Origin of the sequence: Nitratiruptor tergarcus DSM 16512, from assembly GCF_027946175.1 — a bacterium.
Classification (GTDB): domain Bacteria; phylum Campylobacterota; class Campylobacteria; order Campylobacterales; family Nitratiruptoraceae; genus Nitratiruptor; species Nitratiruptor tergarcus.
The window spans coordinates 925,114-950,300 of record NZ_AP026671.1 but is presented as its reverse complement, the minus strand read 5'-3'; the positions used below and the strand labels follow the sequence as shown (position 1 = coordinate 950,300).

At 37.7% G+C, this 25,187-nt stretch carries 20 protein-coding genes and 1 CRISPR repeat array; of the genes, 14 read left to right on the top strand and 6 right to left on the bottom strand.

Going from position 1 to position 25,187, the window contains the following annotated elements; genetic code table 11:
* The 7 genes from NITER_RS05030 to NITER_RS05000 are packed head-to-tail and all read left to right on the top strand — an operon-like array spanning position 1 to position 5,979.
* Positions 1-1,380 carry a glutamate synthase subunit beta gene (locus tag NITER_RS05030; RefSeq protein WP_084275574.1) on the top strand — a complete coding sequence of 460 codons (1,380 nt, stop codon included), beginning with the start codon at positions 1-3 and terminating at the stop codon, positions 1,378-1,380.
* A 1-nt stretch (position 1,381) separates the two neighbouring features.
* On the top strand, positions 1,382-2,101 hold the full coding sequence (locus NITER_RS05025; protein WP_159445318.1) for an inositol monophosphatase family protein: 720 nt from the start codon (positions 1,382-1,384) through the stop codon (positions 2,099-2,101).
* Between the two features lies 1 nt (position 2,102).
* Positions 2,103-2,987 carry an acetyl-CoA carboxylase, carboxyltransferase subunit beta gene (gene accD / locus NITER_RS05020; protein ID WP_084275576.1) on the top strand — a complete coding sequence of 295 codons (885 nt, stop codon included), beginning with the start codon at positions 2,103-2,105 and terminating at the stop codon, positions 2,985-2,987.
* Positions 2,977-3,573 carry a thiamine phosphate synthase gene (locus NITER_RS05015; protein ID WP_084275577.1) on the top strand — a complete coding sequence of 199 codons (597 nt, stop codon included), beginning with the start codon at positions 2,977-2,979 and terminating at the stop codon, positions 3,571-3,573. The genes accD and NITER_RS05015 overlap by 11 nt, the downstream gene beginning before the upstream one ends.
* Positions 3,566-4,015: a 23S rRNA (pseudouridine(1915)-N(3))-methyltransferase RlmH gene (locus NITER_RS05010; RefSeq protein ID WP_084275578.1), complete on the top strand. Its 450-nt coding sequence runs from the start codon at positions 3,566-3,568 to the stop codon at positions 4,013-4,015. The genes NITER_RS05015 and NITER_RS05010 overlap by 8 nt, the downstream gene beginning before the upstream one ends.
* Positions 4,016-4,023: 8 nt before the next feature.
* The gene (locus NITER_RS05005; protein WP_084275579.1) at positions 4,024-5,031 is read left to right on the top strand and encodes a hypothetical protein; all 1,008 of its coding nucleotides are present in this window, start codon (positions 4,024-4,026) and stop codon (positions 5,029-5,031) included.
* Positions 5,032-5,979 (top strand): tRNA dihydrouridine synthase, encoded by a 948-nt coding sequence (locus NITER_RS05000; protein WP_084275580.1) that lies wholly within the window; start codon positions 5,032-5,034, stop codon positions 5,977-5,979.
* Here NITER_RS05000 and NITER_RS04995 read toward each other — a convergent pair.
* On the bottom strand, positions 5,976-6,773 hold the full coding sequence (locus NITER_RS04995) for a hypothetical protein (protein ID WP_084275581.1): 798 nt from the start codon (positions 6,771-6,773) through the stop codon (positions 5,976-5,978). The genes NITER_RS05000 and NITER_RS04995 overlap by 4 nt on opposite strands.
* A 112-nt stretch (positions 6,774-6,885) precedes the next feature.
* Here NITER_RS04995 and NITER_RS04990 point away from each other — a divergent pair, with 112 nt between their 5' ends.
* Together NITER_RS04990 and uvrA are read left to right on the top strand one after the other, a co-directional pair.
* Positions 6,886-7,614 (top strand): sulfite exporter TauE/SafE family protein, encoded by a 729-nt coding sequence (locus tag NITER_RS04990; protein WP_084275582.1) that lies wholly within the window; start codon positions 6,886-6,888, stop codon positions 7,612-7,614.
* Between the two features lie 8 nt (positions 7,615-7,622).
* Entirely contained in the window at positions 7,623-10,436 is a 2,814-nt protein-coding gene (uvrA, locus tag NITER_RS04985) for an excinuclease ABC subunit UvrA (RefSeq protein ID WP_084275583.1), read from the top strand.
* Here the strand turns inward: uvrA and NITER_RS04980 are convergent.
* The gene (locus tag NITER_RS04980) at positions 10,423-10,746 is read right to left on the bottom strand and encodes a hypothetical protein (RefSeq protein ID WP_084275584.1); all 324 of its coding nucleotides are present in this window, start codon (positions 10,744-10,746) and stop codon (positions 10,423-10,425) included. The genes uvrA and NITER_RS04980 overlap by 14 nt on opposite strands.
* 135 nt (positions 10,747-10,881) lie before the next feature.
* On the opposite strand from NITER_RS04980, the gene polA reads away from it, so the two are divergent.
* On the top strand, positions 10,882-13,548 hold the full coding sequence (polA, locus tag NITER_RS04975; RefSeq protein WP_084275585.1) for a DNA polymerase I: 2,667 nt from the start codon (positions 10,882-10,884) through the stop codon (positions 13,546-13,548).
* Positions 13,549-13,661: 113 nt separating this feature from the next.
* A complete protein-coding gene (locus NITER_RS04970; RefSeq protein WP_084275586.1) occupies positions 13,662-16,790 on the top strand; it encodes a cytochrome c biogenesis protein in 3,129 nt (1,042 codons plus the stop codon).
* A gap of 7 nt (positions 16,791-16,797) precedes the next feature.
* Here the strand turns inward: NITER_RS04970 and dnaJ are convergent, their stop codons facing one another.
* The gene (gene dnaJ, locus NITER_RS04965) at positions 16,798-17,919 is read right to left on the bottom strand and encodes a molecular chaperone DnaJ (protein WP_084275587.1); all 1,122 of its coding nucleotides are present in this window, start codon (positions 17,917-17,919) and stop codon (positions 16,798-16,800) included.
* A gap of 106 nt (positions 17,920-18,025) precedes the next feature.
* On the opposite strand from dnaJ, the gene recR reads away from it, so the two are divergent.
* From recR to NITER_RS04950, 3 genes are all read left to right on the top strand, one after another.
* Complete coding sequence (gene recR / locus NITER_RS04960; RefSeq protein WP_084275588.1) at positions 18,026-18,598, top strand: recombination mediator RecR; 573 nt, start codon at positions 18,026-18,028, stop codon at positions 18,596-18,598.
* A gap of 67 nt (positions 18,599-18,665) precedes the next feature.
* Positions 18,666-20,009, top strand: coding sequence for a class II 3-deoxy-7-phosphoheptulonate synthase (locus tag NITER_RS04955; RefSeq protein ID WP_084275589.1), 1,344 nt, complete (start codon positions 18,666-18,668; stop codon positions 20,007-20,009).
* On the top strand, positions 20,009-20,371 hold the full coding sequence (locus tag NITER_RS04950; RefSeq protein WP_084275590.1) for a rhodanese-like domain-containing protein: 363 nt from the start codon (positions 20,009-20,011) through the stop codon (positions 20,369-20,371). The genes NITER_RS04955 and NITER_RS04950 overlap by 1 nt, the downstream gene beginning before the upstream one ends.
* A 209-nt stretch (positions 20,372-20,580) precedes the next feature.
* Positions 20,581-22,019: direct repeats of the CRISPR family, unit length 36 nt; unit sequence ATTTCAATACAGACCCGATTTGAAGGGGATTGAGAC.
* A 165-nt stretch (positions 22,020-22,184) separates the two neighbouring features.
* Here the strand turns inward: NITER_RS04950 and NITER_RS04945 are convergent.
* From NITER_RS04945 to NITER_RS04935, 3 genes are read right to left on the bottom strand one after another with little or no spacing between them, the layout of a single operon-like run.
* Positions 22,185-22,973, bottom strand: a complete 789-nt coding sequence (locus NITER_RS04945) for a shikimate dehydrogenase (protein WP_084275591.1) — start codon at positions 22,971-22,973, stop codon at positions 22,185-22,187.
* Positions 22,970-24,382 carry an anthranilate synthase component I family protein gene (locus tag NITER_RS04940; protein ID WP_084275592.1) on the bottom strand — a complete coding sequence of 471 codons (1,413 nt, stop codon included), beginning with the start codon at positions 24,380-24,382 and terminating at the stop codon, positions 22,970-22,972. The genes NITER_RS04945 and NITER_RS04940 overlap by 4 nt, the downstream gene beginning before the upstream one ends.
* On the bottom strand, positions 24,383-25,153 hold the full coding sequence (locus tag NITER_RS04935) for an SPOR domain-containing protein (RefSeq protein WP_084275593.1): 771 nt from the start codon (positions 25,151-25,153) through the stop codon (positions 24,383-24,385).
* Positions 25,154-25,187: the final 34 nt, after the last annotated feature.

Here is a 25,187-nt window from a genome sequence, read left to right as displayed (position 1 = left end):
ATGCAAAATTTTATTTTCAATGAGAGAATCGAGCCAAAAAAGAGAGCTGTTAATGAGCGTATAAAAGATTTTAGAGAGATTTATGAGATATACAATCCCAATGAGGCAGCAACACAAGCAGATCGCTGTGTGCAGTGCGGGGATCCATATTGCCATAATGCTTGTCCACTGCACAACTTTATTCCTCATTGGCTTAAAACCGTGGCAGAAAAAGATCTCGAGCTAGCATTTAAAATTAGCAATGAATCATCACCTTTTCCAGAAATTATGGGAAGAGTATGCCCGCAAGATAGACTTTGTGAGGGTGCGTGTACCCTCAATGAGGGGTATGGTGCAATTACAATTGGTGCAATTGAGACTTTTATCAGTGAAGAGGGATTTAAAAAAGGGATGCGCCCCGATTTTTGTAGCAAAAAGACAGATAAAAAGGTAGCGATTATAGGAAGTGGCCCTGCTGGACTTAGCTGTGCTACCTATCTTTTAAGAGCTGGGATTGAGCCGCATGTTTTTGAAAGAGCTGATAGAGCTGGAGGACTTTTGACATATGGTATTCCAAACTTTAAACTCGATAAAAAGGTAATCCAGCGCCGTATTGATTGGCTTATAGAAGCTGGCATGAAACTCAATCTCAATGTGGAAGTTGGAAAAAGTTTAGAGTTTGAAGAGCTTTTGGAAAACTATGATGCAATCTTTATTGGAATAGGTGCAACGAAACCAAGACGTGCTGGTATAGAGGGAGAAAATGCTATAGGCGCTATGATGGCGATGGATTTTCTCACAAATATTCAAAGAAAAATATTTGGTGATAGTTATGATAAAGATAAAGAGGTTAAAGATAAAAGAGTTGTTGTCATAGGTGGTGGTGATACTGCAATGGACTGTGTGCGTACAAGTATTAGAGAGGGAGCTGCTAAAGCAATCTGTGCATACAGACGTGATGCTGCGAGCATGCCAGGAAGCCGTAAAGAAGTGAAAAATGCCCAAGAAGAGGGCGCAGAGTTTATCTATAATGTTGCTCCAACAAAAATTCTTACAGATGAAGAGAATAAGGTAATTGGCGTTGAGTTTGTAAAAACTATCTCTACTACAACAAAAGATGGTAAGCGTAAATTAGAGGTAATTAAAAATAGCGAGTTTACTATCGATGCAGATGTGGTGATATTTGCTCTTGGTTTTGAAAATACCCCACTAGAGTTTTTAGCAAAACATGGTATTGAGACAAATGATTGGGGAGCAATCAAAATCAATAAAAATTATGAAACAACAAAACCTGGTGTCTATGCAGGTGGAGACTGCTATAGAGGTGCACATCTTGTAGTGACTGCGTCGTATGATGGAAGAGAGGCTGCAAAAGCAATTGCGAGAAAACTACTTGACTAAGATGGAAACACTTTTTGAAGATGTCAAAAAGGCATGCCAAGAAGTTTACCAGGCTGTACGCTTTGGTATGGATGAAAATTTCTATCAGTATGCCGGTCGTGGTGCAGGAGGAGATCTCTCAAGTAATATAGATCTCTTTGCAGAAAAGATTTTTATAAAATATCTGGCTAAATATGGGAAAATTATTTCAGAAGAAGCTGGTGAGATAGGAGAAGGGGAATTTACTCTCATTATAGACCCTATTGATGGGAGTGATAATCTTCTTTCTCGTTTTCCCTACTTTGGATCTTCTATTGCTCTTATGAAAGATGGAAAAACGCTTTTTTCTTTTATTGTCAATTATGCTTCAGGCGAGTTTTTTGTAAGAGATGGTAGTTTTTACAAAAAAGGCTCACTTCTTTATGAAAAATTAAAAGATGTACAGTCAAATTACCATGCAAGAGTAGGACTTTTTGAAAAAGCTTACGCTAATCCTAATATTGTACAAGGACTCAAATTTGCAGGACTTAAATTTCGTAGTCCTGGTGCTGTTGCACTCTCTTTGGCTTATGCTCGGTATGTCAAATTTGTAATTTTTGTAGGAGAGATTCGCCCCTATGATGTGGTAGCGGGTTTGCATCAGTGTGAAGGCCTCTACACATATAAAAATGATACAATAATAGTAGTGAGCAAAGAGCAAGAGATTTTTGACAAAATTTATGAAATTGTCATAAAGGACTAGTATGGGTCTGAGTGATCTATTTAAAATTCGCAAATCACAGCCAAGTAAGGCTGAGCAGCCTAGCCACTGGATAAAATGCCCTAAATGTAACGCTTTGATGTATTATAAAGAGGTACAAAACCGCTACAATGTCTGTCCAAAGTGTGGATACCATTTTCGTATCGGTGCAAAAGAGCGTATAGAGATCCTTTGCGATGAAGGGACATTTGTAGAGTATGACGCTAATTTGGAGCCTGTGGATCCACTTAAATTTGTAGATAAAAAGAGTTATAAAAAGCGCATCGAAGAGGGAAAAAAGAAGACGGGACATCCAAGTTCAGTAATAAGTGGTGAGTGTTTGATAGAGGGAGTTCCTACACAAATTGCCGTTTTTGATTTTGCTTTTATGGGTGGGAGTTTAGGCTCAGTTGAAGGTGAAAAGATCGTTCGTGCTGTTAATAGAGCTATCCAGAAGCGTCAGCCCATTGTAATTGTGAGTGCCAGTGGTGGTGCAAGAATGCAAGAAAGCACTTTTAGTCTTATGCAGATGAGTAAAACCTGTGCCGCGCTAGCAAAGTTGGCAGAAGAGGGATTGCCTTACATATCGGTTCTTACAGATCCTACTATGGGAGGAGTGAGTGCCTCTTTTGCAATGATTGGAGATATTATTATGGCAGAGCCTGGAGCATTGATAGGATTTGCAGGACAGCGCGTCATTAAACAGACAATTGGTGCAGATTTGCCAGAAGGATTTCAAAGAAGTGAGTTTTTGCTTGAGCATGGACTTATCGATATGATTGTAGAGCGTCCACAGATGAAAAAGACAATTGCGGATCTCTTGCGCCTTTTGTGGCAAGAGGAGCAGCAAAATGTAGAACCTCTCATAGAGCAAAGCGATGAAGAGTGATATTTATGCCCTTTGTGATATGGCACTGCTGGATCAATTTGGTGTAGGTTTAGAGCAGTATGCCTCATTAGCTGCGATGTATGGATGTGAAATCATGCAGTATCGCGATAAAGAGGGATCTTTTGAAACTAAACATGAAAATCTCAAGCGGCTACGAAAAGCGTGGGATGGTATACTCCTTATCAATGATGAAATCGCATTGGCAAGGCTTTGTGATGGAGTACATATTGGCCAAGAGGATCTTGCAAAGATAGTAGAGAATTTTGGTGCAAAAACTTTAGCAGAAGCTATCACAATTCTTCGCAAATTTATAGGTGCAAAGATTGTAGGTCTCTCTACGCACAATGAAGAAGAGATAGCAGTTGCTAACGATTTAGATCTTGATTATATAGGTCTTGGGGCATATAGAGCAAGTAATACAAAAGATGTGAGCAGTGTACTTGGCCTCAAACTCTCTTCTTTAGCAAAACTTTCACGCCATAAAGTTGTAGCAATCGGAGGTATATATCTTTATGAGCCGATACAAGATATTTGGAAGAGAGCAGTCGGAAGAGATTTTCTTATCAAAGCTTTAAGTTATGCATAAAATAGCTCTTTACTCCATCGGAAAAAAAGATGCAAAATATTATGAGATGATCTATGAAGATCTTATAAAAAATGCCAAAAAATATGCTACTATAAAAATGGAAAATATTTTTAATAAAAAAATCAATCAAGCGCAAAAACAGCAAGCACGTCAAATTTATACACAAGTTTTAATGCCCTATTTGCAAGATTATACCATTGCACTCGATCCAAAAGGAGAAGAGCTTGATAGTTTTGCATTTGCAAAAGTTTTTGAAAAGTATGATAAACTTTCCTTTTTTATAGGTGGTGCATATGGATTTGAAGAGGATTTTTTGCACAAGTGTGATAAAGTAGTGAGCCTTAGTAAATTGACGATGAGTCATAAAGTGGCAAAGATTGTGCTCTTAGAGCAGATATTTCGGGCTTTAAGTATTATACATAAACATCCATACCATAAATAGGAGTTTAAATGCGAATCAAACGCTATATCTTTTTTAGTATTATACTTATGCTAATAGTTGCTGGTATTGTCTACTCCCAAGTAGACAAAGTATATACTTTTGATGTTTTTGGTGTACCTGTTACTCTTCCTGTTGCTGTTTGGATTATTGTACCTATGTTTATTCTCTTTTTGGCATCTTTTTTTCACATGTCATACTACTCTTTTATCAACTTTATGGTGCTTAAGCGTTACCGTAAAGATTACGATACTCTCATCGATTCATTTGCAGATGCGATTATGCAAGAGCCAAAATCACATCAATATAAAACAACAGAAGCAAAAAATCTTGGTAACGTAACTGACAAATCGCATATACTCCCTGTTGATTTTAAAATAGATACGAAGGATGAACGTCTCAAAAAGCCTTTGGACTATGTAAAAGATATTACTAATGGTATCTATGTTGATATAGAGGATTTCAAACTCTCACCTAAAAATGCACTTTTAGTGAAAAACTATGAAAATAGACTCAAAAGTGAGCCGATTTTTAGTGGAGTAATTTTGAAAAATTGCAGTGAATATCCTCAGGAGCTGTGTCAAAAAGCACTGCAAGCATATATTACTTTTAATGATATATCAAAAATCAAAGATTATGCTAAACTCTTTACTTTCGAGACACTTATGGAGCTTATTGAGCAATATGCAACTAAAGAAAAAGAGATGCTTCATGAGCAAGATATAGAGTATATTTTACAAGAGTCACAAATGCAACTAAATGAAGAAGAGTATATGCAATTGGCTAAAAAAATAAAGGATGTACTCTCTCCAGATGAGAGGCTTAAATTTTTTGGAAAACTTAAAGAAAAAGATGAAAAAAGCGAAGCAGCATACCTTTATACACTTTTGGATTTGGAGATGATAGAAAAAGCAAAAGAGTTTTTAGAAACTACAGCAGAAAATGAGTTGCTCAATTTCAAAGCCTATCTGGAACTAAAAGAGTGTGGCAAAAACTATCCATTGGAGATGTTTGCATAGATGAAACTCGATTTTACAAAACCGCTTTATGTTTTAGCGCCATTGGCAGGATATACAGATCTACCATTTAGAAGTGTAGTAAAAAAATTTGGAGCAGATTTTACTATCAGTGAAATGATTAGCTCTAATGCTTTGGTGTATGAGAGTAAAAAGACTATGAAAATGCTCCAAAAATCCTCTTTAGAAGATCCCTATTTTGTGCAGATTGCAGGCGCTGAAGAGGAGATAGTGAAAAAAGCAGTAGAAAAACTCAATACAATTGAAGGCATTGATGGTATTGATCTCAATAGCGGCTGTCCAGTGCCAAAAGTTGTTAAACAAGGTGCGGGAAGTGGACTTTTAAAAGATCTTGACCGATTTAAGAGAATAGTTGAAACAATTAAAAAGTACTCAAATAAAACCTATACATCTGTCAAGGTGAGACTTGGATTTAGCGAAAATATAGTAGAACAGATTGCAGTTGCTGCACAAGAAGCTGGGGCAGATTTTATCACAATTCATGGGCGGACACGGAGTGGTGGATTTAAAGCTCCTGTGGATTATGCAGCTATCAAAAGAGCAAAAGAGTCTGTAAAGATCCCAGTAATTGCAAATGGTGATATTACTGACTATCAAAAAGCCCAAGAGGTATTGCATCTGACAAAAGCAGATGGGGTGATGATAGGAAGAGGTGCGATTGGAAACCCGTGGATTTTCTATCAACTTAAACAGGGTGAAGCTTTTGTAAATGAGCAGGTAAAAAAAGAGATTATTTTCGAGCATTTTAGACAGATGCTGCATTTTTATGGAGATTATGGAGTGGTACTCTTTCGCAAGCATCTTCATACCTACTCTAAAGGATATCCCGGAGCTTCACAATTTCGAGAGATAATAAATAGAGTTACAGATAAAGATGAAATGGAGGAGCTGATAGAGAGATTTTTTAGATCAGACGCTGCAGCTGCTTAGATTTCGCCACTTGCTTTTCGTTTATACTCCTCTATTGTCATAAATATCTCATCCTCCTCTTTTGGTTGCATAGCAGCAGTAAGATTTTGCGATGCTATCGCTTTTTCAAAATCCTCGTGACTCTCAATTTCACCCTCTTTATATTTTCCAAGTAAGACATTTGTACTGCCAATTATGACAAGATAGTTGATACCTTTAAAAGAGATGAGTGCAATTTTGTTGTGTGCATCTAGTGGCTTTTCAAATTTTATTGCAAACTCTTCATTGTCACTATTTTGGACTATGATACGTTTAGTTTTTCGTGTTCTATTTTGATTCAGAAGTTTTAGCACTATAAATATAAGAATTACTCCAAACAGACCAATTCCAACCCATAAGCCTATCTTTGCAAAATTTATGCTACTAAAAAAACCTTTAGAAGGCCGCGCGCTTGATGAGACCCCAGGGCGTTTGAATTTAAGCATAAGGCTAAAACCGTCTTTTGATTTAGAGGCATATATTTTTATCTTTTCCACAGTATATATGAAAATTTCTGTTCCATTTTTTGTGGGAACTACGTCTATTTGATAGATAAAAGGATTGTTAAGTTTTTTACTCCAGTGAGCCAATATCTTTACATTTTTAAGAAAAAGGATTATTTTGTCACTCTCTCTTTTTTGCGCTATTTTTCCTTCATACGGTACATCGAAGTTTATCAAGAGTTCGACGCTATTCTTTTGCTCTTTGACATTGAGGTTGAGTATCATCGTAGCAAAGAGATGGACAGCTAGTAATAAAATGGCCACTATTCTCAAAAACTCTCCTCTTTATTTAAGGTTTATAAGTTAATTAATTATATTGAATAATAGATAAATTCGTCATAAATTTGCTTAAATGTAGTATAATCCCTTCCAAAAAAGGTCGTTGATGGAATTGATAGCGGTCGGAATTATTGTCGGTTTTCTCTCCGGTTTTTTTGGTATAGGTGGTGGGACAATTTTAGTGCCAATACTGATGTATCTTGGGTTTGATATTAAAGAGGCTGTAGGAATTTCTGTTACCCAGATGGTCTTTAGCTCTCTGTTTGGATCGTATCTCAATTTCAAAAAAAATATTTTTAAAATCCATGAAGGTTTGGCATTAGGTATAGGAGGATTTTTAGGAGCTCTTGGCAGTGGATATTTTGTAAGCATTGTTTCAAGCAGAGTACTTGAGTGGATGTTTTTAGGATTTGTAAGTTATGCGATGTATCGTTTTTTTCGATCTCCTGTGACACACGATGGAGCAAAAGATATTCCTCCGGTTTTAATCTTTTTTGTAGGAGTATTTATTGGGCTTTTTGCTATTAGTATCGGTGTTGGAGGAAGTATATTAGTAACGCCTATTTTAGTCGGTTTTTTTCATCTTGATGTGAAAAAAGCTGCATCTATGGGCCTCTTTTTTGTGATTTTCTCTTCAATAAGTGGTTTTGTGAGCTTGAGCCTCTTTGGCCATATAGACTATTTGCATGGATTTTTAGTGGGTGCTAGTTCACTTTTGGGTGTCTTTTTTGGTATAAAAGCAGCACATGCAATAGAGAGAAAAAAATTTAAAAAAGCGCTTATTGGAATATATACAGTGATTTTGGTGCTTGTTGTAAAAAAGATATTTTTCTGAGGAGTTAAATGAATAAGATAAAAATATTTGGTGCTAAGCAGCACAATCTTAAAAATATTAATCTTGAGATACCAAAAAATGCATTGATTGTTTTTACTGGACTTTCAGGGAGCGGGAAAAGTACGCTCGCTTTTGATACGCTCTATGCTGAAGGGCAGCGGCGCTATATAGAGTCGCTCTCAAGTTATGCACGCCAATTTTTGGATAAGCTCGATAAACCAGAAGTAGATAAGATCGAGGGGCTTACTCCAGCAATTGCTATTGAGCAAAAGACAACGAGTAAAAACCCAAGAAGTACCGTTGGTACAGTCACTGAAATTTACGATTATCTTCGTTTGCTCTATGCAAGAGTAGGTATCCAGCACTGCCACTTGTGTGGCAAACCGATTTCTCACATGACACCAACAGACATTATTAATGAGGTATTAAAACTTCCTCATGGAAGCAAACTTGTTATAACTGCTCCTTTAATCAAAGAGAAAAAAGGTACTTTTACAGATCTCATAGAGTCCCTTCGCCAAAAGGGGTATGTGCGTGCCATGATAGATGGGGTCATGGTGCGCTTAGATGAGGAGATTGAGCTAGCAAAGACAAAGAAACATACAATCAAAGCTGTTATTGATAGGGTTATACGCAAAGAGGAGAGTGCAACGAGAATTGCTGATGATATCGAAAAAGCGTTAAAGTTAAGTTATGGAGAAGTGGAAGTTGAGGTGCTTAATGCTGAAGAGATGGGAGTACAAAAGCATTACCACTTTAGTGAGCATTTAGCATGTTTTGATTGTAAAGTGAGTTTTGAGCCCCTTGAGCCTCTCACATTTTCTTTCAACTCTCCTAAAGGAGCCTGTCCAGAATGCGATGGATTGGGGATCCGCTATACACTAGATTTGCAAAAGATTATAGATGAGCATAAATCTATTGCCAAGGGGGCAATTAAAATACTCTATGGCTACAACAAGAGCTACTACTTTAATTTTCTCAAGGCTTTTTGTGAGAGTGAAGGTATTGATATCAATACTCCTTACGAAAATTTAGCAGAGTATGAAAAAAAAGCGATCCTCTATGGCTCAGCCCAGGCGGTAAGTTTTCGCTGGAAGTCTCACAATCTCACCCGTATTTGGCCTGGAGTTGTAAAGATCGCTTACGATATGTTTAAAGATGAAAAAGAGCTGGGTGAATATATGAGTGAGAAGGTGTGTGACAAGTGTGGTGGCCATAGGCTCAAGCCCCAAAGTCTTGCAGTCAAAGTTGCTGGTAAAGGTATTGGAGAGATTCTTGATATGCCAATAGAGGATGCGTATGCTTTTTTTAACGAAGAGTCAAATTTTGCTTATCTTACTCCTCAGAAGCAGACCATTGCTGCACCTATTCTTAAAGAGATAAGAGAGCGGCTCTACTTTTTGGTAGATGTGGGACTTGGCTATCTTACTCTTGGCAGAGACGCCCGCACTATAAGTGGAGGAGAGTCCCAGCGTATTAGAATTGCAAGTCAAATTGGTAGTGGACTTACGGGAGTGATGTATGTGCTTGATGAGCCAAGTATAGGTTTGCATGAAAGAGATACCTTAAAACTTATACGCACACTTAAAAATCTCCAAAAAAAAGGCAATACTGTTATAGTAGTTGAGCATGATAAAGAGACAATAGAAGCTGCAGATTTCATCGTTGATATTGGCCCTGGTGCTGGAAAATTTGGGGGAGAGGTGGTCTTTGCTGGAAGTGTGGGTGATCTTAAAAAGAGCGATACACTTACTGCAAAGTATCTTAGTGGCGAGAAAAAAATAGAGTATTTCTACCGCAGACCCCAAGAGGATTGGCTTGCTATAAAAAACGTTACAATCAATAATATAAAAAATCTTGAAGTAGAGTTTCCTTTAAAAAATCTGGTAGCTGTAACAGGTGTGAGTGGTAGCGGGAAGAGCTCATTGGTTTTGCAAACGCTTTTGCCAGTTGCAAAAGAGGCACTCAATAGAGCTAAAAAGGTCAAAAAGATTGCTGGTGTGGAGATCGAGGGATTAGAAAAACTTGATAAAGTGATATATCTTGATCAAAGTCCCATTGGAAGGACTCCTCGCAGCAATCCTGCAACATATACAGGTGTAATGGATGAGATACGCGCTCTCTTTGCAAAAACCAAAGAGGCGCAACTGCGAGGATATGGACCAGGGCGATTTAGTTTTAATGTACCTGGTGGAAGATGTGAGAAATGTAAAGGCGAGGGTGAGCTAAAAATTGAGATGCACTTTTTGCCTGATATCATGATCAAATGTGACGCTTGTAAAGGCAGACGTTACAATGAACAAACCCTTGAAGTAATATATAAAGGTAAAAATATTGCAGATGTACTTGCTATGAGTGTAGATGAAGCACTAGAGTTTTTCAAAGCGATTCCAAAAATTCAAAGAAAACTCCAAACACTACAAGATGTAGGTCTAGGCTATATTACGCTTGGGCAAAATGCTGTAACATTGAGCGGTGGTGAAGCGCAAAGAATTAAGCTAGCAAAGGAACTAAGCAAAAAAGATACTGGTAATACTCTTTACATACTTGATGAGCCAACGACAGGCTTACACTTTGCAGATGTGGATAGGCTTGTTAAAGTGCTCCATTCACTTGTAGAGCTTGGAAATAGTGTGATAGTGATTGAGCATAATCTTGATGTAATTAAAAATGCAGACTATATTATCGATATGGGGCCAGAAGGAGGAAGCAAAGGGGGAAAAGTTATAGCCCAAGGTACACCTGAAGAGGTTGCGCGAAATGCTAAAAAGAGTGGTAGCTTTACAGGTGAGTTTTTGGCTAAAGAGCTTAAAATTGAGTGAGACAGCGCTTCGCTTCCATCTCGCTCAAAGCTCTTCCGATACAGAGTTTTTGCTTTTCTAATAGTTTTATATCTCGTTGGAGTTTACTTGCATAGAAGGCTTGAGGAAAGCTCATTGCAAAAGTTTTAGCAAGTGCGTCACTTTTTGGATCGAGTGGATATTTTTGGATACAAAAATGTGCCTCCTCTTTTTGCAGGCAAGATTGGCGGTTTTGATATGTTTGGATGATTTTATCAATAGCTAAAATTTGCGCTGTTTTCCAATCAGCAAATGCAAAAGTTATGCAACAAAAAATAAGTAGATATCTCATTGTACTCCTTTAATTGGTAATTTTATCAAAAATTAGCTATTTTCAAAGGTTTACCATAAAATTGGATTCTTGATAAGGCTATTTAGTCTGTGATTAAAAAAGTATTGTGCTATAATCTCGCCAAAAAGGTTGTGGATGAAGACGCTTACAATCATCGATACCTTCGGTTTTTTCTTTCGCAGTTTCTATGCATTGCCACCATTAAAAAGTAAACAGGGATTTCCCACTGGTCTTTTGACAGGTTTTATCAATTTTATCAATAACTTAGTAGCAGAAGAAAAGAGTGACTATATAGTCTTTGCTCTAGATAGTGAGGGTCCAAGTTTTCGCGCTGCAATTGATCCCAACTACAAAGCTCAGCGCCCCACACCTCCAGAAGATCTGCAAAAGCAGCTTCCTATTGCAATTGACTGGATAGAGAAAATGGGTTTTAAAACATTGCAAAAAGAGGGTTTTGAAGCTGATGATATTATCGCTTCACTGGTAAAATGTGCAAAGCAGATGGGTATAAAAGTCAAAATAGTTTCACACGATAAAGATCTCTACCAGCTAATAGATGATGAAAAAGTGGTACTCTATGATCCTATAAAAAAAGAGGAGATCGATGAAAAGAGGGCTGAGCAAAAATTTGGTGTTCCGGTAAAACTCATCGGGGATTATCTTGCGCTTGTGGGAGATAGTGCAGATAATATTCCAGGAGTCAAAGGTATTGGGCCAAAAACTGCTGCAAAACTTCTCAATACTTACGGATCTCTTGATGCAATCTATGCACACATTGATGAGGTGACACCGCCGCGCGTGAGGACGCTGCTAGAGCAAGGCAAAGAGAGTGCATATCTTAGCAGGAAACTTATTACACTCCGTGATGATGTTTTTGATAGTTGCTCATTAGAAGATTACCATCTGCCTCAGATTAATCCAATAGTAAAAATTGCTGATGAGCTTATGGAATATGATATCACTGCGATTTTACGCAAACTCAAAGCTACACCTCTTATTAAAAAGAGTCAAACACAAATTGAGTTTAAAGCTATCTGCCTTGATAACGAAGAGGAGCTTTTCAAAGTAATAGATACAATACCGCAAGGTGCGATAGTAGCTTTTGATACAGAAACTGACTCTTTGGACACAAAAGTAGCCAATCTTATAGGATTTAGTTTTTCTTTTAATGAAGAGAGGGCATACTATGTACCAATTGGACACAACTATCTTGGAGTAGGACAGCAAGTAAGTTTAGATAGTGCATTGCGAGCTATTAAGAGGCTCTTTACGTATAATATTGTAGGACACAATCTCAAATTTGATCTCTCTTTAATCTATCGCTATGGAATAGAAGAGATTACAGATTTTGCAGATACAATGATTCTTGCATGGCTAAGTGATCCAGGAAGCAGTGTAGGGCTAGATAGTGTGGCAAAGAGAGTACTTGATTATGATATGATTGCCTATAAAGATACAGTAAAGAAGGGTGAAGATTTTAGCAATGTAGCAATAGATACTGCCTGTCGCTACGCTAGTGAAGATGCGGTTATAACTTATAAAATCTATTTTAAATTACTTGATACTCTCCGCTCACAAAATGCAGCCCATCTCATTGATGAAGCAAAGGAGGTGGAGTTTCCTTTTGTCAATACTCTTATAGCGATGGAGAGAGCTGGAATCAAACTTGATATTGCTTTTTTTGAAAAACTACGCAAAGAGAGTGAAGAGCGCCTCAAGGAGCTTACGCAAAAGATTTATGAGCTTGCAGGAGGGGAGTTTAATATCAATTCAACTAAACAGTTAGCAAGCGTGCTTTTTGAAAAACTGGGACTTCCGCCTTTGAAGAAAACAAAGTCTGGCTATAGTACGGATGAAACCACGCTACAGGCACTGAAGGACAAACATCCAATAATAGCCTATATTCTGGAATACCGTGAGCTCTTTAAACTCAAAAGCACCTATATCGATCCACTTCTAAAATATGCTAAAAAAGATACAAATCATCGTATTTACACAAGTTTTGTGCAAACTGGCACCGCTACAGGGAGACTTGCGAGTAAAAATCCAAATTTGCAAAATATTCCAGTGAAAACAGAAGTCGGACGCCAAATCCGGTATGGATTTATTGCTAAAGAGGGGTATAAACTCCTTGGAATCGACTATTCGCAAATAGAGCTGAGACTTTTAGCACACTTTTCACAGGATCCTGCCTTAGTACAAGCTTTTCAAGAAGATCGAGATATCCATTTAGAGACTGCAATAAAGCTTTTTGGTAAAGATGCGGCACAAGCAAAGAGAAATATTGCAAAGAGCATTAATTTTGGTCTTATCTATGGTATGGGAAGTAGAAAACTTGCACAGACTTTAGGAATTAGCGCAAAAGAGGCAAAAGAGATTATTGAGAGCTATTTTAATGCATTTCCTACTGTCAAAAACTACTTAGCAAGTATTGAAGATTTTGCGAAAAAGTATGGATATGTTGAGACTTTACTGCGACGCAGGCGCTACTTTGATTTTGCTGCAGCTAGTGGAGCACAGCTTGCTGCATATTTGCGAGAAGCTACAAATACAGTCTTTCAAGGAAGCGCAGCAGATCTTATAAAAATGAGCATGAATGCTATTGATAAAATTATCAAAAACGAAGCATTGCCTACCAAAATGCTACTGCAAATCCATGATGAGCTTATATTTGAAGTTAAAGAGGATATGGCTCAGGATCTTGCACAAAGATTTGCTTCAATTATGGAGCATATCTATCCGCTGCGGGTACCTATTAAATGCTCTATAGGTATTGCCCATAGATGGGGAGATTTGAAATAGTTTAAGAAATGACTCTAAATCAAAAAGATATTACTATTTTTGATTGAAGTTCACTACAATTGTATTCTCGATAGACGTATAAAACTATTTTGAGAATACTCCAAAGGAAATAGATGCTCAAATCTTTGCAAAAAAGCTTCTTCTCCATAAAATCAGCTGTCATAATGATGTTTATTTTTGCTGTAAGTATTGGAATTGCTACGTTTATTGAAAATGACTATGGCACGCAAACAGCGTGGGCTTTGGTTTATACAGCAAAATGGTTTGAGATTTTATTGGTGCTTTTAAGTCTTAATCTCCTTTACAATATTTTCAGATTTCGGCTTTTTCGCAAAGACAAATTTTTTACTGGGCTATTTCATTTAGCATTTATTGTAATAATAATTGGTGCTGCTGTAACGCGCTATTTTGGCTATGAAGGCACAATGCATATACGAGAAGGCTCTCAAAGCAATACAATCCTAAGTGCTCGTACCTATTTGCAAATAGAAGCTAAAAAAGGAAAAAATTTTTATTCTTATGCAGAACCAATCTATCTCTCAAAAATTGGCAGCAACACTTATAAGAGAAAAATAGCAATAGGCGATGAAAAAATAGAGGTAGAGCTTTTACGCTATATACCAAATGCCACATATACAATAGTTGCAGATAAAAATGGTAAAGCCACAGTAAAACTTGTATTCTCAGCTGGGGGTGGAAGAGTAGAAAAGATTCTCCAAAAGGGGCAATCAGTAGATATTGGTGATGCAGTTATTACTTTTGATAAAGAGATAAAAATCAATAAACCTGTTATAACAATTACACAAAAAGAGGGAAAGCTTTATATCAAAGCCCCTTTTCATATCAAGCGAATGGTAATGGGCTCGATGCAAGAAGAAAATTTTGCACCTAGTGAGGATGTTCCATTTGAAAAAGGACATCTCTACGCAATTGCAGGGCTCAATATTGTTCTCAAAAACTTCCAACCCCATGCAAAAGTGGAGCTGCAAAGCAAAAATCCACTGGCAAAAAACTCTCCTCATGATGATGCACTTATTTTACGTGTAAAAAGTACTAAGGGTGAAAAGATTGTAACGCTCTTTGGTAAAAGTGGACGAGAAGGGGAGCCTGTACATGTGAAGTTGGGAGATTTGGAATTGACGCTGAGCTATGGGGCAAGACGCATACAACTTCCTTTTGCGCTGAAACTGCGCGATTTTCAGCTGGAGCGCTATCCAGGCTCCATGAGTCCAAGCTCTTATGCGAGTGAAGTGACAGTAGTAGATGGAAACAAGAGTTTTGATTATAGGATCTATATGAACCATGTGCTTGATTACAAAGGATATAGATTTTTTCAAAGTTCTTACGATATGGATGAAAAAGGCACCATTCTTTCAGTGAATCATGATCCTGGAACTCTCATTACATATATCGGATACCTTCTTTTAGCTGTTGGTATGTTATTGCACTTTTTTATGCCGCAAAGTCGTTTTCAAAAGTTAGCACGTTTGACAAAAAGAGTGCAAGAACAGCGTGAAAGTATGTTACTGAAAAATTTTGCTCTCATTGCTTTTCTGATACTTGGCATGTCTGGATATGCAGCTGATAATCCTCTCGAAGTTGCAAAAAAGATAAGCAAAACTCATGCTGACAAATTTGGAGAAAAGATTTTAGTGCAAGATAATAGCGGAAGAATTGAGCCGATAGATACACTTTCTCGCAAAGTACTTGCCAAAATTGCTCGCAAAGAGGAGCTTTATGGTCTTGATGCAAATCAGTTCTTTTTAGGCATGACTGTAAAGCCAGAGATTTTTCAAAAGATAAAGATGATCTATGTTCATCATCCAGCTATTAAAAAAATTATAGGTCTCAATCCAAATGAGAAGTATGCTACTTTTAACGATTTTTTCGATATGAGCAAAGATGGGGCATATAAGTTACTGCAATATGTGCAAAAAGCGACTGCCAAGAAACCGGGTGCAAGAGATCAATTTGATAAAGATGTGATTAAAGTAGATGAGAGAGTCAATGTGGCTTATATGGTCTATACCGGAGCGCTTTTGCGTATCATTCCAAATAATAAAGATAAAAACCGTAAATGGGTAACTCCAATTGAAGCAATGAAGAGTTTTGCTCCGAAAGAGGCTGAATTGGTACGACTTATAATGGCAAGCTATTTTCAAAATGTAGAAAATGGTATTAAAACTGGTGATTGGAGTAAAGCAGACAAATCTTTGGATGTTATAGCCGATTATCAAAAATATTATGGCTCAGATCTTATTCCGCCAAAAAGTAAAATAAAAGCAGAGCTTCTTTACAACAAACTCGATATTTTCAACAGGCTCGTGCCATACTATATGCTTATAGGTTTTATTCTGCTTATTCTCATACTTATCAATCTCATCAATCCTCGGTTTAATATCAAATGGATTGTACGAGTTGGCGTTGTGCTTATCTTTTTGGGTTTTATGGCGCAGACTTTTGGAATGGCACTGCGCTGGTATGTTGCAGGGCATGCGCCTTGGAGTAATGGATATGAATCGATGGTCTATATCTCGTGGGCTACTATTTTTGCAGGATTTTTCTTTGCAAAAAAGAGTCCGATAGCATTTGCCGCTACGTCACTTTTAGGTGGTTTGATTCTCTTTGTAGCACATCTCAACTGGCTTGATCCTCAAATCACTAACCTTGTTCCAGTACTTAAATCCTACTGGCTGATGATACATGTTTCAGTCATTACTGCTAGCTATGGCTTTTTAGGTCTCAGTGCTCTTCTAGCTTTTGTGGTTTTAATACTCTTTATTTTTGTCAATGAGAATAATAAAGATTTAATGGAGCTTACATTCAAAGAGCTAACATATATTAATGAGATGAGTCTCATTATTGGGCTTGTTCTTGTAACGCTTGGAAACTTTCTTGGTGGTGTCTGGGCAAATGAGAGTTGGGGAAGGTATTGGGGATGGGATCCCAAAGAGACTTGGGCTGCTGTAACCATCTTAGTATATGCCTGTATAGAGCATGTACGCTTGATACCAAAAATGAATAAACTATTTTTATATAATGTATTGGCGCTTCTTGGATATTCAAGTGTTATCATGACCTATTTTGGAGTAAATTTTTACTTAAGTGGATTGCACTCATACGCTCAAGGAGATCCTGTGCCAATTCCACAGTGGGTTTATTGGGCAATTGGAATAATCTTTGCAATAATCGCTGCAGCCTACTATAAAAAACAAAAATACAATATAGATATAAGAATATAAAAGCTGGTTATTTTTTGAACCAGCTTTTAACTTTTTCAAAAATTGATGAGAATTTCTCTTCGTGAGGTTTGCTCTCTACCCCAAATGAGTCTTGCAGTTTATGAAGAAGCTCTTTTTGCTCATCTGTGAGTTTTTTGGGAAAAATGAGTTTTACCTGTGCAATGAGATTACCTTTGCGACCGGTATGGATATTTTTGAAACCTTCGCCTTTGAAAATAAACTGCTCCTTATCTTTTGTACCTACATGAAGTTGCAGTTCTCGCTCTCCACGAGGAGTAGGAATAGTGATGGTTTCTCCTAATGCCGCTTGGGTAAAAAAGACAGGTACTTCCATATATATATCGTCATTGTAGCGTACAAAATGCTCATCCTCTTTTACATAGACATTGATGTAGAGATCTCCTCGCAGACCTGAAGGAGAGAGATTTCCTTTTGCCTGTACACGGATACGATTTTCGTTATCTATTCCTTCTGGAATTTCGATTGTTATTGTCTCTTCATTTATGGCATACCCTCTTCCGGCGCATTTTGGACACTTCTCTTGTGCGCTTTCTCCAGTTCCATGGCAGCGAGGGCAAGTTTGTGAAAATGTCATAAATCCTTGACGGTAATAGATCTGTCCTCTACCATGACACTCAGGACAGGTTGTGAGAATTCCGCCTTTTGCTCCGGTACCTTTACACTCTTCGCATGGTACTTTATAGCGGTATGAGATCTCTTTTTTTGTTCCAAAGAGGGCTTCTTCAAATGATATTTCCACTTCAATAGCTAGATCTAAAGGATACTTCTCTTCCTGCTTTCTTCTTTGCCCAAAACCACCACCAAAAGTTTGACCAAATACTGATTCAAAAAAGTCCATAATATCTTCGTAGCTGGTATTATCAAACCCTTGAAAGCCTTGATTTTCTAGGCCACTTTTACCATACCTATCATAGAGTGCTCTTTTTTCTTCATCGCTTAAAACTTGATAGGCTTCATTAATAAGTTTAAACTTCTCTTCTGCCTCTTTGTTATCTGGATTGCGATCGGGGTGGTATTTGAGAGCAAGTTTGCGATACGCTTTTTTTATCTCATCAAATGTGGCGTTTCTGTCAACTTCTAAAATTTCGTAATAATCGATATCTACCAAGAGGGCATCCTTTGTTTAAGTTTTGTTTAAGTTGTGTAAGTGTAGCAAAAAATTTTTTATAAAGAGTTAAATTTTTGATATAATTGCGCAAAAATTCGGGGGCGGATTGAAAAGAGGAATTAAGAAGTTCTATAAACTTGTAGCAGCACTTGAAACCTTGCCAAGTATCGGCAAAAAGAGTGCTACAAAACTAGCTTTCCATCTTGTACTTCAAAATCCTATGGATGCTATGAAACTTGCCCACGCAATCGAAGATGCCGTAAGCTCGATTCATAAATGTTCGCAATGTGGCGGTATTAGTGAAGATGAGCTCTGTTATATCTGTAGTGATGATTTGCGCGATCAGCAGACTCTATGTATAGTAGAGAGTGCAAAAGATATCTATATCATCGAGGAGAGTGGGGAATATAATGGTCTCTACTTTGTCTTTGAAGGACTCAACCAGACAAATCTTGATAAGCTTAAAAATCTCGTTACAATAAAAAAGATACAAGAGATTATTTTTGCTTTTACACCCTCGATTCAAAATGATGCACTTATACTCTATATCGAGGATCAGCTCCAAGAGTATGCCATAAAATTTACAAAAATCGCCCAAGGTGTTCCAACCGGTGTAAATCTTGAAAATGTGGACACACTTTCCCTTTCCAAAGCTATTGCTGAGCGTGTAGAAATTTAAATAAAAGTTTTGCAAAAGAGAAGAAACTTTTTGGTATAATGGCGCAATTTCAACAAAGGGTAGAACTATGAGCTGGAGTCCAAGCAGTTGGAGAGATTTTCCTATAAAACAGCAACCAACTTATAAAGATTTAGATAAGCTTCACAGTATTGAAGCAGAGATTAAAACATTTCCACCCCTCATTTTTGCAGGTGAAGCAAGAGAACTTAAAAAAGATCTCGCAAAAGTTGCAAAAGGGGAGGCGATTTTGCTGCAAGGTGGAGACTGTGCAGAGAGTTTTGCCAACTTCAATGCAGCTAACATTCGCGATCTTTTCAAAGTGCTTTTGCAGATGAATATGGTTTTGATGTATGCAACAGGTAAGCCTGTTGTAAAAATTGGCCGTATTGCAGGGCAGTATGCAAAACCTCGCAGTAGCGATTATGAAGAGATAGGGGGAGTGAAACTTCCTAGCTATCGCGGTGATATAGTCAATGATATTGCTTTTAGCGAAGAGGCACGTGAGCCAAAGCCAGAAAAGCTTCTTGAAGCGTACTATAAATCTGCAGCTACGCTTAATCTCATACGTGCCTATGCGCGCGGAGGATTTGCGGATCTACGTGCAGTACATAAATGGAATCTCGAGTTTCTACAAGGGAATGAACTTGAGAGTCGTTTTGAGGAGTTGGCTGATAAAATTACTGAAGCACTCCGTTTCATGGAGGCGTGTGGAGTAAATCCAGATAATACACCACAACTCAAGCAAACCACACTCTATACTTCTCATGAAGCATTACTTCTCAATTATGAAGAGGCACTCACGCGAAAAGATACTTTTACAGGTGATTGGTATGATTGTAGTGCACATTTTCTATGGATTGGGGATCGCACAAGAGATCCTAATGGGGCGCATGTAGAGTTTTTTAGAGGTATTAAAAATCCAATTGGTGTCAAAGTGGGCCCTTCTATGAAACCACATGAGCTTTTAGAACTCATTGATAAGCTTAATCCAGAAAATGAGCCAGGAAGATTGACTCTCATTGTGAGAATGGGAGCAGAGAAGATAGGAGAACTCTTTCCTCCACTTCTTCGCACTGTTAAAGAGGCTGGCAAAGAGGTGGTATGGAGTATCGATCCGATGCATGGAAATACATATAAAACAGGTGGTGGACTCAAAACAAGAGATTTTGAAAAGATCTTATCTGAAGTAAAACAGTTTATCCAGATACATAAAGCTGAAGGAACAGTACCTGGAGGAATGCATCTTGAGATGACGGGAAGTGATGTTACTGAATGTACAGGAAGTATCAGCGCTTCTATTACAGAAGATGCACTCAACAGCCGTTACCACACGCAATGCGATCCTCGCCTCAATGCTAATCAAGCGCTTGAGCTTGCATTTATGGTAGCTGAAACATTTAAGGATCTTTAATGCGAACATTCTTATTTTTGTGTGCAATGATTGTAAGCTCTTTTGCCTTTGAAAATGTAAATTCTAAAGAGTTTGCAAATCTTTTGCGCCAAAAAGATGTTGTGCTTTTTGATGTGCGTACTCCTCAGGAGTTTCAAGAAGGGCACATTTTGGGAGCAAATCTTGTTCCCGTTCAAGTTTTTCAGTATCTCAAACTTGGTGGTTTGGGAATAAAGAATAAAAAAATACTCGTCTACTGCCGTAGTGGCAATAGGAGTGTCACTGCGAGTAGATGGTTTGAGAGCTGGGGAGCAAAAAAGGTTTATAATTTAAGAGGTGGTATATTGGAGTGGAAAGCGGCAGGCTTTCCTCTTCAAAAATAGTCATTTAAAGCCTATATTCTTTCAAATTGTGTATGAAAAGGTCTATTTATTAAAGTTTCATTTAAGTATTAAACAAACCTGAAAGTGCCGTTCTGAAGGGATTGCACTCTACTGAGTGGTGCAGAATATGAGTATTAAAGCAATTTTTAAGAAAACTGCTGTTACACTAGTATATCGATTTTATGGGTATTTGAAAACTTAATGTTGCTATTTCAATACAGACCCGATTTGAAGGGGATTGAGACAAAAAGGGCTTTTTGATTTGTATAGCGGAGAAGCCCTATTTCAATACAGACCCGATTTGAAGGGGATTGAGACTTGTTGCTATTTGGTAGTGTTTGGGGGGGTTTTTTAGAAGATTTCAATACAGACCCGATTTGAAGGGGATTGAGACTTCTTTTCTTTTTTCAATCTCTTCTCTTAAAGAATTTCAATACAGACCCGATTTGAAGGGGATTGAGACTGTTCTCTTGGTGTTCGTTACGTCATAAAATTATTTCAATACAGACCCGATTTGAAGGGGATTGAGACTGCCCTCGCCCTTCCTCTCTTTTTTTGAGAGGTGTTTGTTTTATTTCAATACAGACCCGATTTGAAGGGGATTGAGACTGTTTCTACCCAGTCTCTGTGTTCTTTAAAATGCTCTCTAATTTCAATACAGACCCGATTTGAAGGGGATTGAGACTCTCATCTTTGCACCTCCTGTTTTTTGTTTTTCGCGTCAAATTTCAATACAGACCCGATTTGAAGGGGATTGAGACCTCGCGGTAACATAGTATTTACTCTTTCATACTCAACTTATTTCAATACAGACCCGATTTGAAGGGGATTGAGACCAAACTCTCCACGTCTTGCAGCATAAAAGTTTACAAATTTCAATACAGACCCGATTTGAAGGGGATTGAGACTATCTAACTCTTCTTTTGTGCTTGCCTCAACGGCAAAATTTCAATACAGACCCGATTTGAAGGGGATTGAGACAACCATTCTTTAAGCTCTTTGACATATTTATCTAACTATTTCAATACAGACCCGATTTGAAGGGGATTGAGACTCAAGCCCGCTGGTTCTAAATGCTTCGCGGGCGTAATGAATTTCAATACAGACCCGATTTGAAGGGGATTGAGACACACCGTTTTCTACTCTGTTTACCACAAAGGGGATTTCAATACAGACCCGATTTGAAGGGGATTGAGACAGACTTAATCAAGTCTAACAACTTTGACAGCGCAAGCTTATTTCAATACAGACCCGATTTGAAGGGGATTGAGACCCACTTCAGCTTCTATTTCAATCTCTTTTGGAAGTTCGTCTATATTTCAATACAGACCCGATTTGAAGGGGATTGAGACATGCTCTCATCAGACACTCCTTTCAGACATTTTTCTTTATTTCAATACAGACCCGATTTGAAGGGGATTGAGACTGGTTTTCCTTGTAGTCTCTTGCTTCTTCTATTGTTTTGAAGATTTCAATACAGACCCGATTTGAAGGGGATTGAGACCTGCCAAAGGGGTTGAGTTGTGATAGGACTCAGATTTCAATACAGACCCGATTTGAAGGGGATTGAGACTTTCTCTCTATTGCTTCATCTTCTACAGCTTTATCAAAAATTTCAATACAGACCCGATTTGAAGGGGATTGAGACCCTTTGATAAGTTTCAAAACTTTTTGCAGTAAAACTCTCAGTTACGCTAGAGATGTGATTTTAAAAGTGTTGGGTTAAAGGTGGCTGGAGAATTAATAGTTTTCTATTGAATTGTTAAGATAGCTTTATTTTGCAAGAAAGTAAGAGATAGTGATATAAATTTCTTTAAAGTTGAAGTGATTTTTTCATTAGTTTAATAATATACTCTTTTTCGTATGCAAAGTCAGTAAAAATCTCAAATGCTAAAACCCCTTGATATAGCAGCATATCTGTACCATCTTTATAAGTGAGTCCTAGATCTTTTGCAAGGGCTAAGAAAGGTGTGAGTTTATTGTAAATAACATCTACAGCGTATTTTGCCTGCTTCATAAGGGGAAGCAAAATATCTTGAGGAGCAGGCAAGCTATTATCTTTTAGTCCTGCAGAAGTGGTATTGATAATAAGATCATACTTTTGTACAGAAAACTCATCCCACGTATAACAGCTAAAGCCTCTTTCTTTGAAAAAAGCAAGTCTTTTTTCACTTCTATTGAGTATTTGCGGATCGTAGCCTTGCTCCTTGAGATAGAGGGCTATCGCTTTTGCGGTACCTCCAGCTCCTAAGATGAGGATATTAGAAAACTCATACTCCTTTATGCTTTCATAAAATCCAGGTGCATCTGTATTGTAAGCATGAATTTTTCCATCTTTGTTATACCAGGTATTAACAGCTTCTACCTCTTTTGCAATGCCAAAAACTTCATCAGCAAGTTTATAAGCCCACTCTTTATGAGGAACAGTGATGTTGACACCTTGGAGTTGCAGCTCTAAAAACTTTTCTTTGAGCTTACTTCCATCTTGTACTAAGATTTTGGTGTAGCAACCAGGAAATCTAAGATGCATAAAGGCATAGTTGTGTATTGTTGGAGAGATGGAGTGTGCTACAGGGTTGCCAAATATTGCATAGAGTTTCATTGTGCTAGTTCCTCTAAAGCTTTTTTGAGCGCACCAAGTTTATTATTAACTTCGAGATACTCAAGCTCAGGTTTACTGTCTGCTACTATTCCAGCACCTGCTTGGAAAATGACTTCATTTTCCTTCAAGAGTGCGGTGCGTATAGTAATGGCGCTATCCATATCTCCATTGAAGCCAAAATAGCCGATGCTCCCGCTGTAATATCCTCTTTTGAGTCCCTCAAACTCCGCGATAAGCTCCATCGCTCTAATTTTTGGTGCTCCTGTCATTGTACCAGCAGTAAAAGTAGCCATAAAAAGATCAAACATGTCATACTTCTCATCCAAAATACCTACTACATCACTTACCATGTGCATTACATGGCTATAGCGCTCTATGCGCATTATTTCTGGCACCTTGACAGTTCCAGCTTTTGCTACTCTTCCTACATCATTGCGCCCAAGGTCTATGAGCATGACATGCTCGGCCACTTCTTTTGGGTCGTTAAGCATCTCGATTTCAAGCTCTTTGTCCCTCTTAGCTGTATTACCGCGTTTGCGAGTACCAGCAATTGGACGCAAGAGGATTTCTCTATCTGTAAGGCGTACCATAACCTCTGGACTACTTCCTGCAATCGCAAAATCTTCAAATTCCAATAAAAAGAGATATGGAGAAGGGTTGAGGGATCTGAGTTTGCGATAAAAGCTGAAGCGATCCACAACCGCTTTTTGCTTGAGACGATTGGAGATAACTATCTGAAAAACATCGCCACTGCGAATCATCTGTTTGCTCTTTTCAACCATAGCAAAAAATTTCTCTTTGCTATGAGCAAATGTGGCTTCTCCTAAAAGCTTTGCTTTTTTTAGAGGTGTATATTGGTAGCTATCTTTTATGGCACTTTCTATAGGAGGGAAAATCTGTTCTTCTATCTCTTTTGTTGATGTAATCAGTGTAAGTGTGGAGTTTTTGTGGCTATAAGCGATGATGAGTTTTGGACGAAGCATATAAAAATCTGGAGTATGCAGTTCATCTTTGAGATTTTGCATATATTTTTTGAGTACAGGTTCAAACTCTTGTACCATATCATATCCGATATAGCCAATAAAACCGTCTATAAAACCTACACCAAGCTCTTTTGAAATCTTTTTATATTGTGCAAAATTGATATTTTTGTAATACCTTTTCATAAAGAGGAGTGGATTACTCTCAACCTCTTTAATATCTCCTTCACTGTTTTTATAGAAGCTTTTGCCATTTTCACTCCAAATAGCCTCTTTTTCTCCACATATTATGTAGCTAAAGTTGCCATCGCTTGTATTGACGACGCTCTCAAAAAGGTAGCTCTTTTCATTTTTGAAAAAATCTTTAGCTTTTTCATACAGAGCAATGGGAGTAAACTCATCGAGCATAAACTGCCGGTAAAAAATCATCTATCGTATCCTTGTAATGAATGCATTTTTACTAATTTTAGAACGTACCTTCCCGAGGTATTTACTTGCTTCTTTACGACTTTGAAATGGTCCTATATAGACGCGTCTAATCTTTTTTCCATTGCTTATGACCTCTTTGATAATATAGTTAAAACCGGCTTTTTTGATTTTTTTCAAAAAGGCCTTATCAGGATAATATTTTAAAAAAGCGCCTACCTGGATATAGTATGAGCCAGTTTTTACTATTTGTTGTGTTTTTTTGGTATGTTTTGGAGGAGTTTTTGTAAGGGCTTTTTTTGTCTCTTTTGCTACTTTTTTAGGTTTTACGACAGGCTTAGTTTGCACTTTTTTTTCAACAGGGTGGGATGGGATAATCTTACGTTGAGGAGGCTCATTTTGATTTGTAGCTGCAATCTCTTTCTCTTTTTTCATAACTTCATTAATGACCTGCGATATTTCGCTCTCTTCTTTTTTCAAAGTGTCTTCTTCGACAATGGGGACTTCTTGCATATTAGAAGGCTCAGACAATTGCTCTTGTTGAGTGGGAACCTCTTGAGTTTCTACCAAACTCTCTTGTGGTGCAGAAGAGGAGTCTGAAATTATTTTGACGACGCTAAGGACAATTAAAAAGATAAGAAGGAGTGAACCGCCAATGAGAAAATACTTTTTGATTTTATTCTTTTTTTCATATTTTTCTAAGACTATATCATCAAGTTCATTAGTATGAAGCTCTTCAAGATCTTCAAAATTATCCATTTGCTCATTAGCCATAATAAATCCTTTAGGCAAGTTAGAAGATATTATA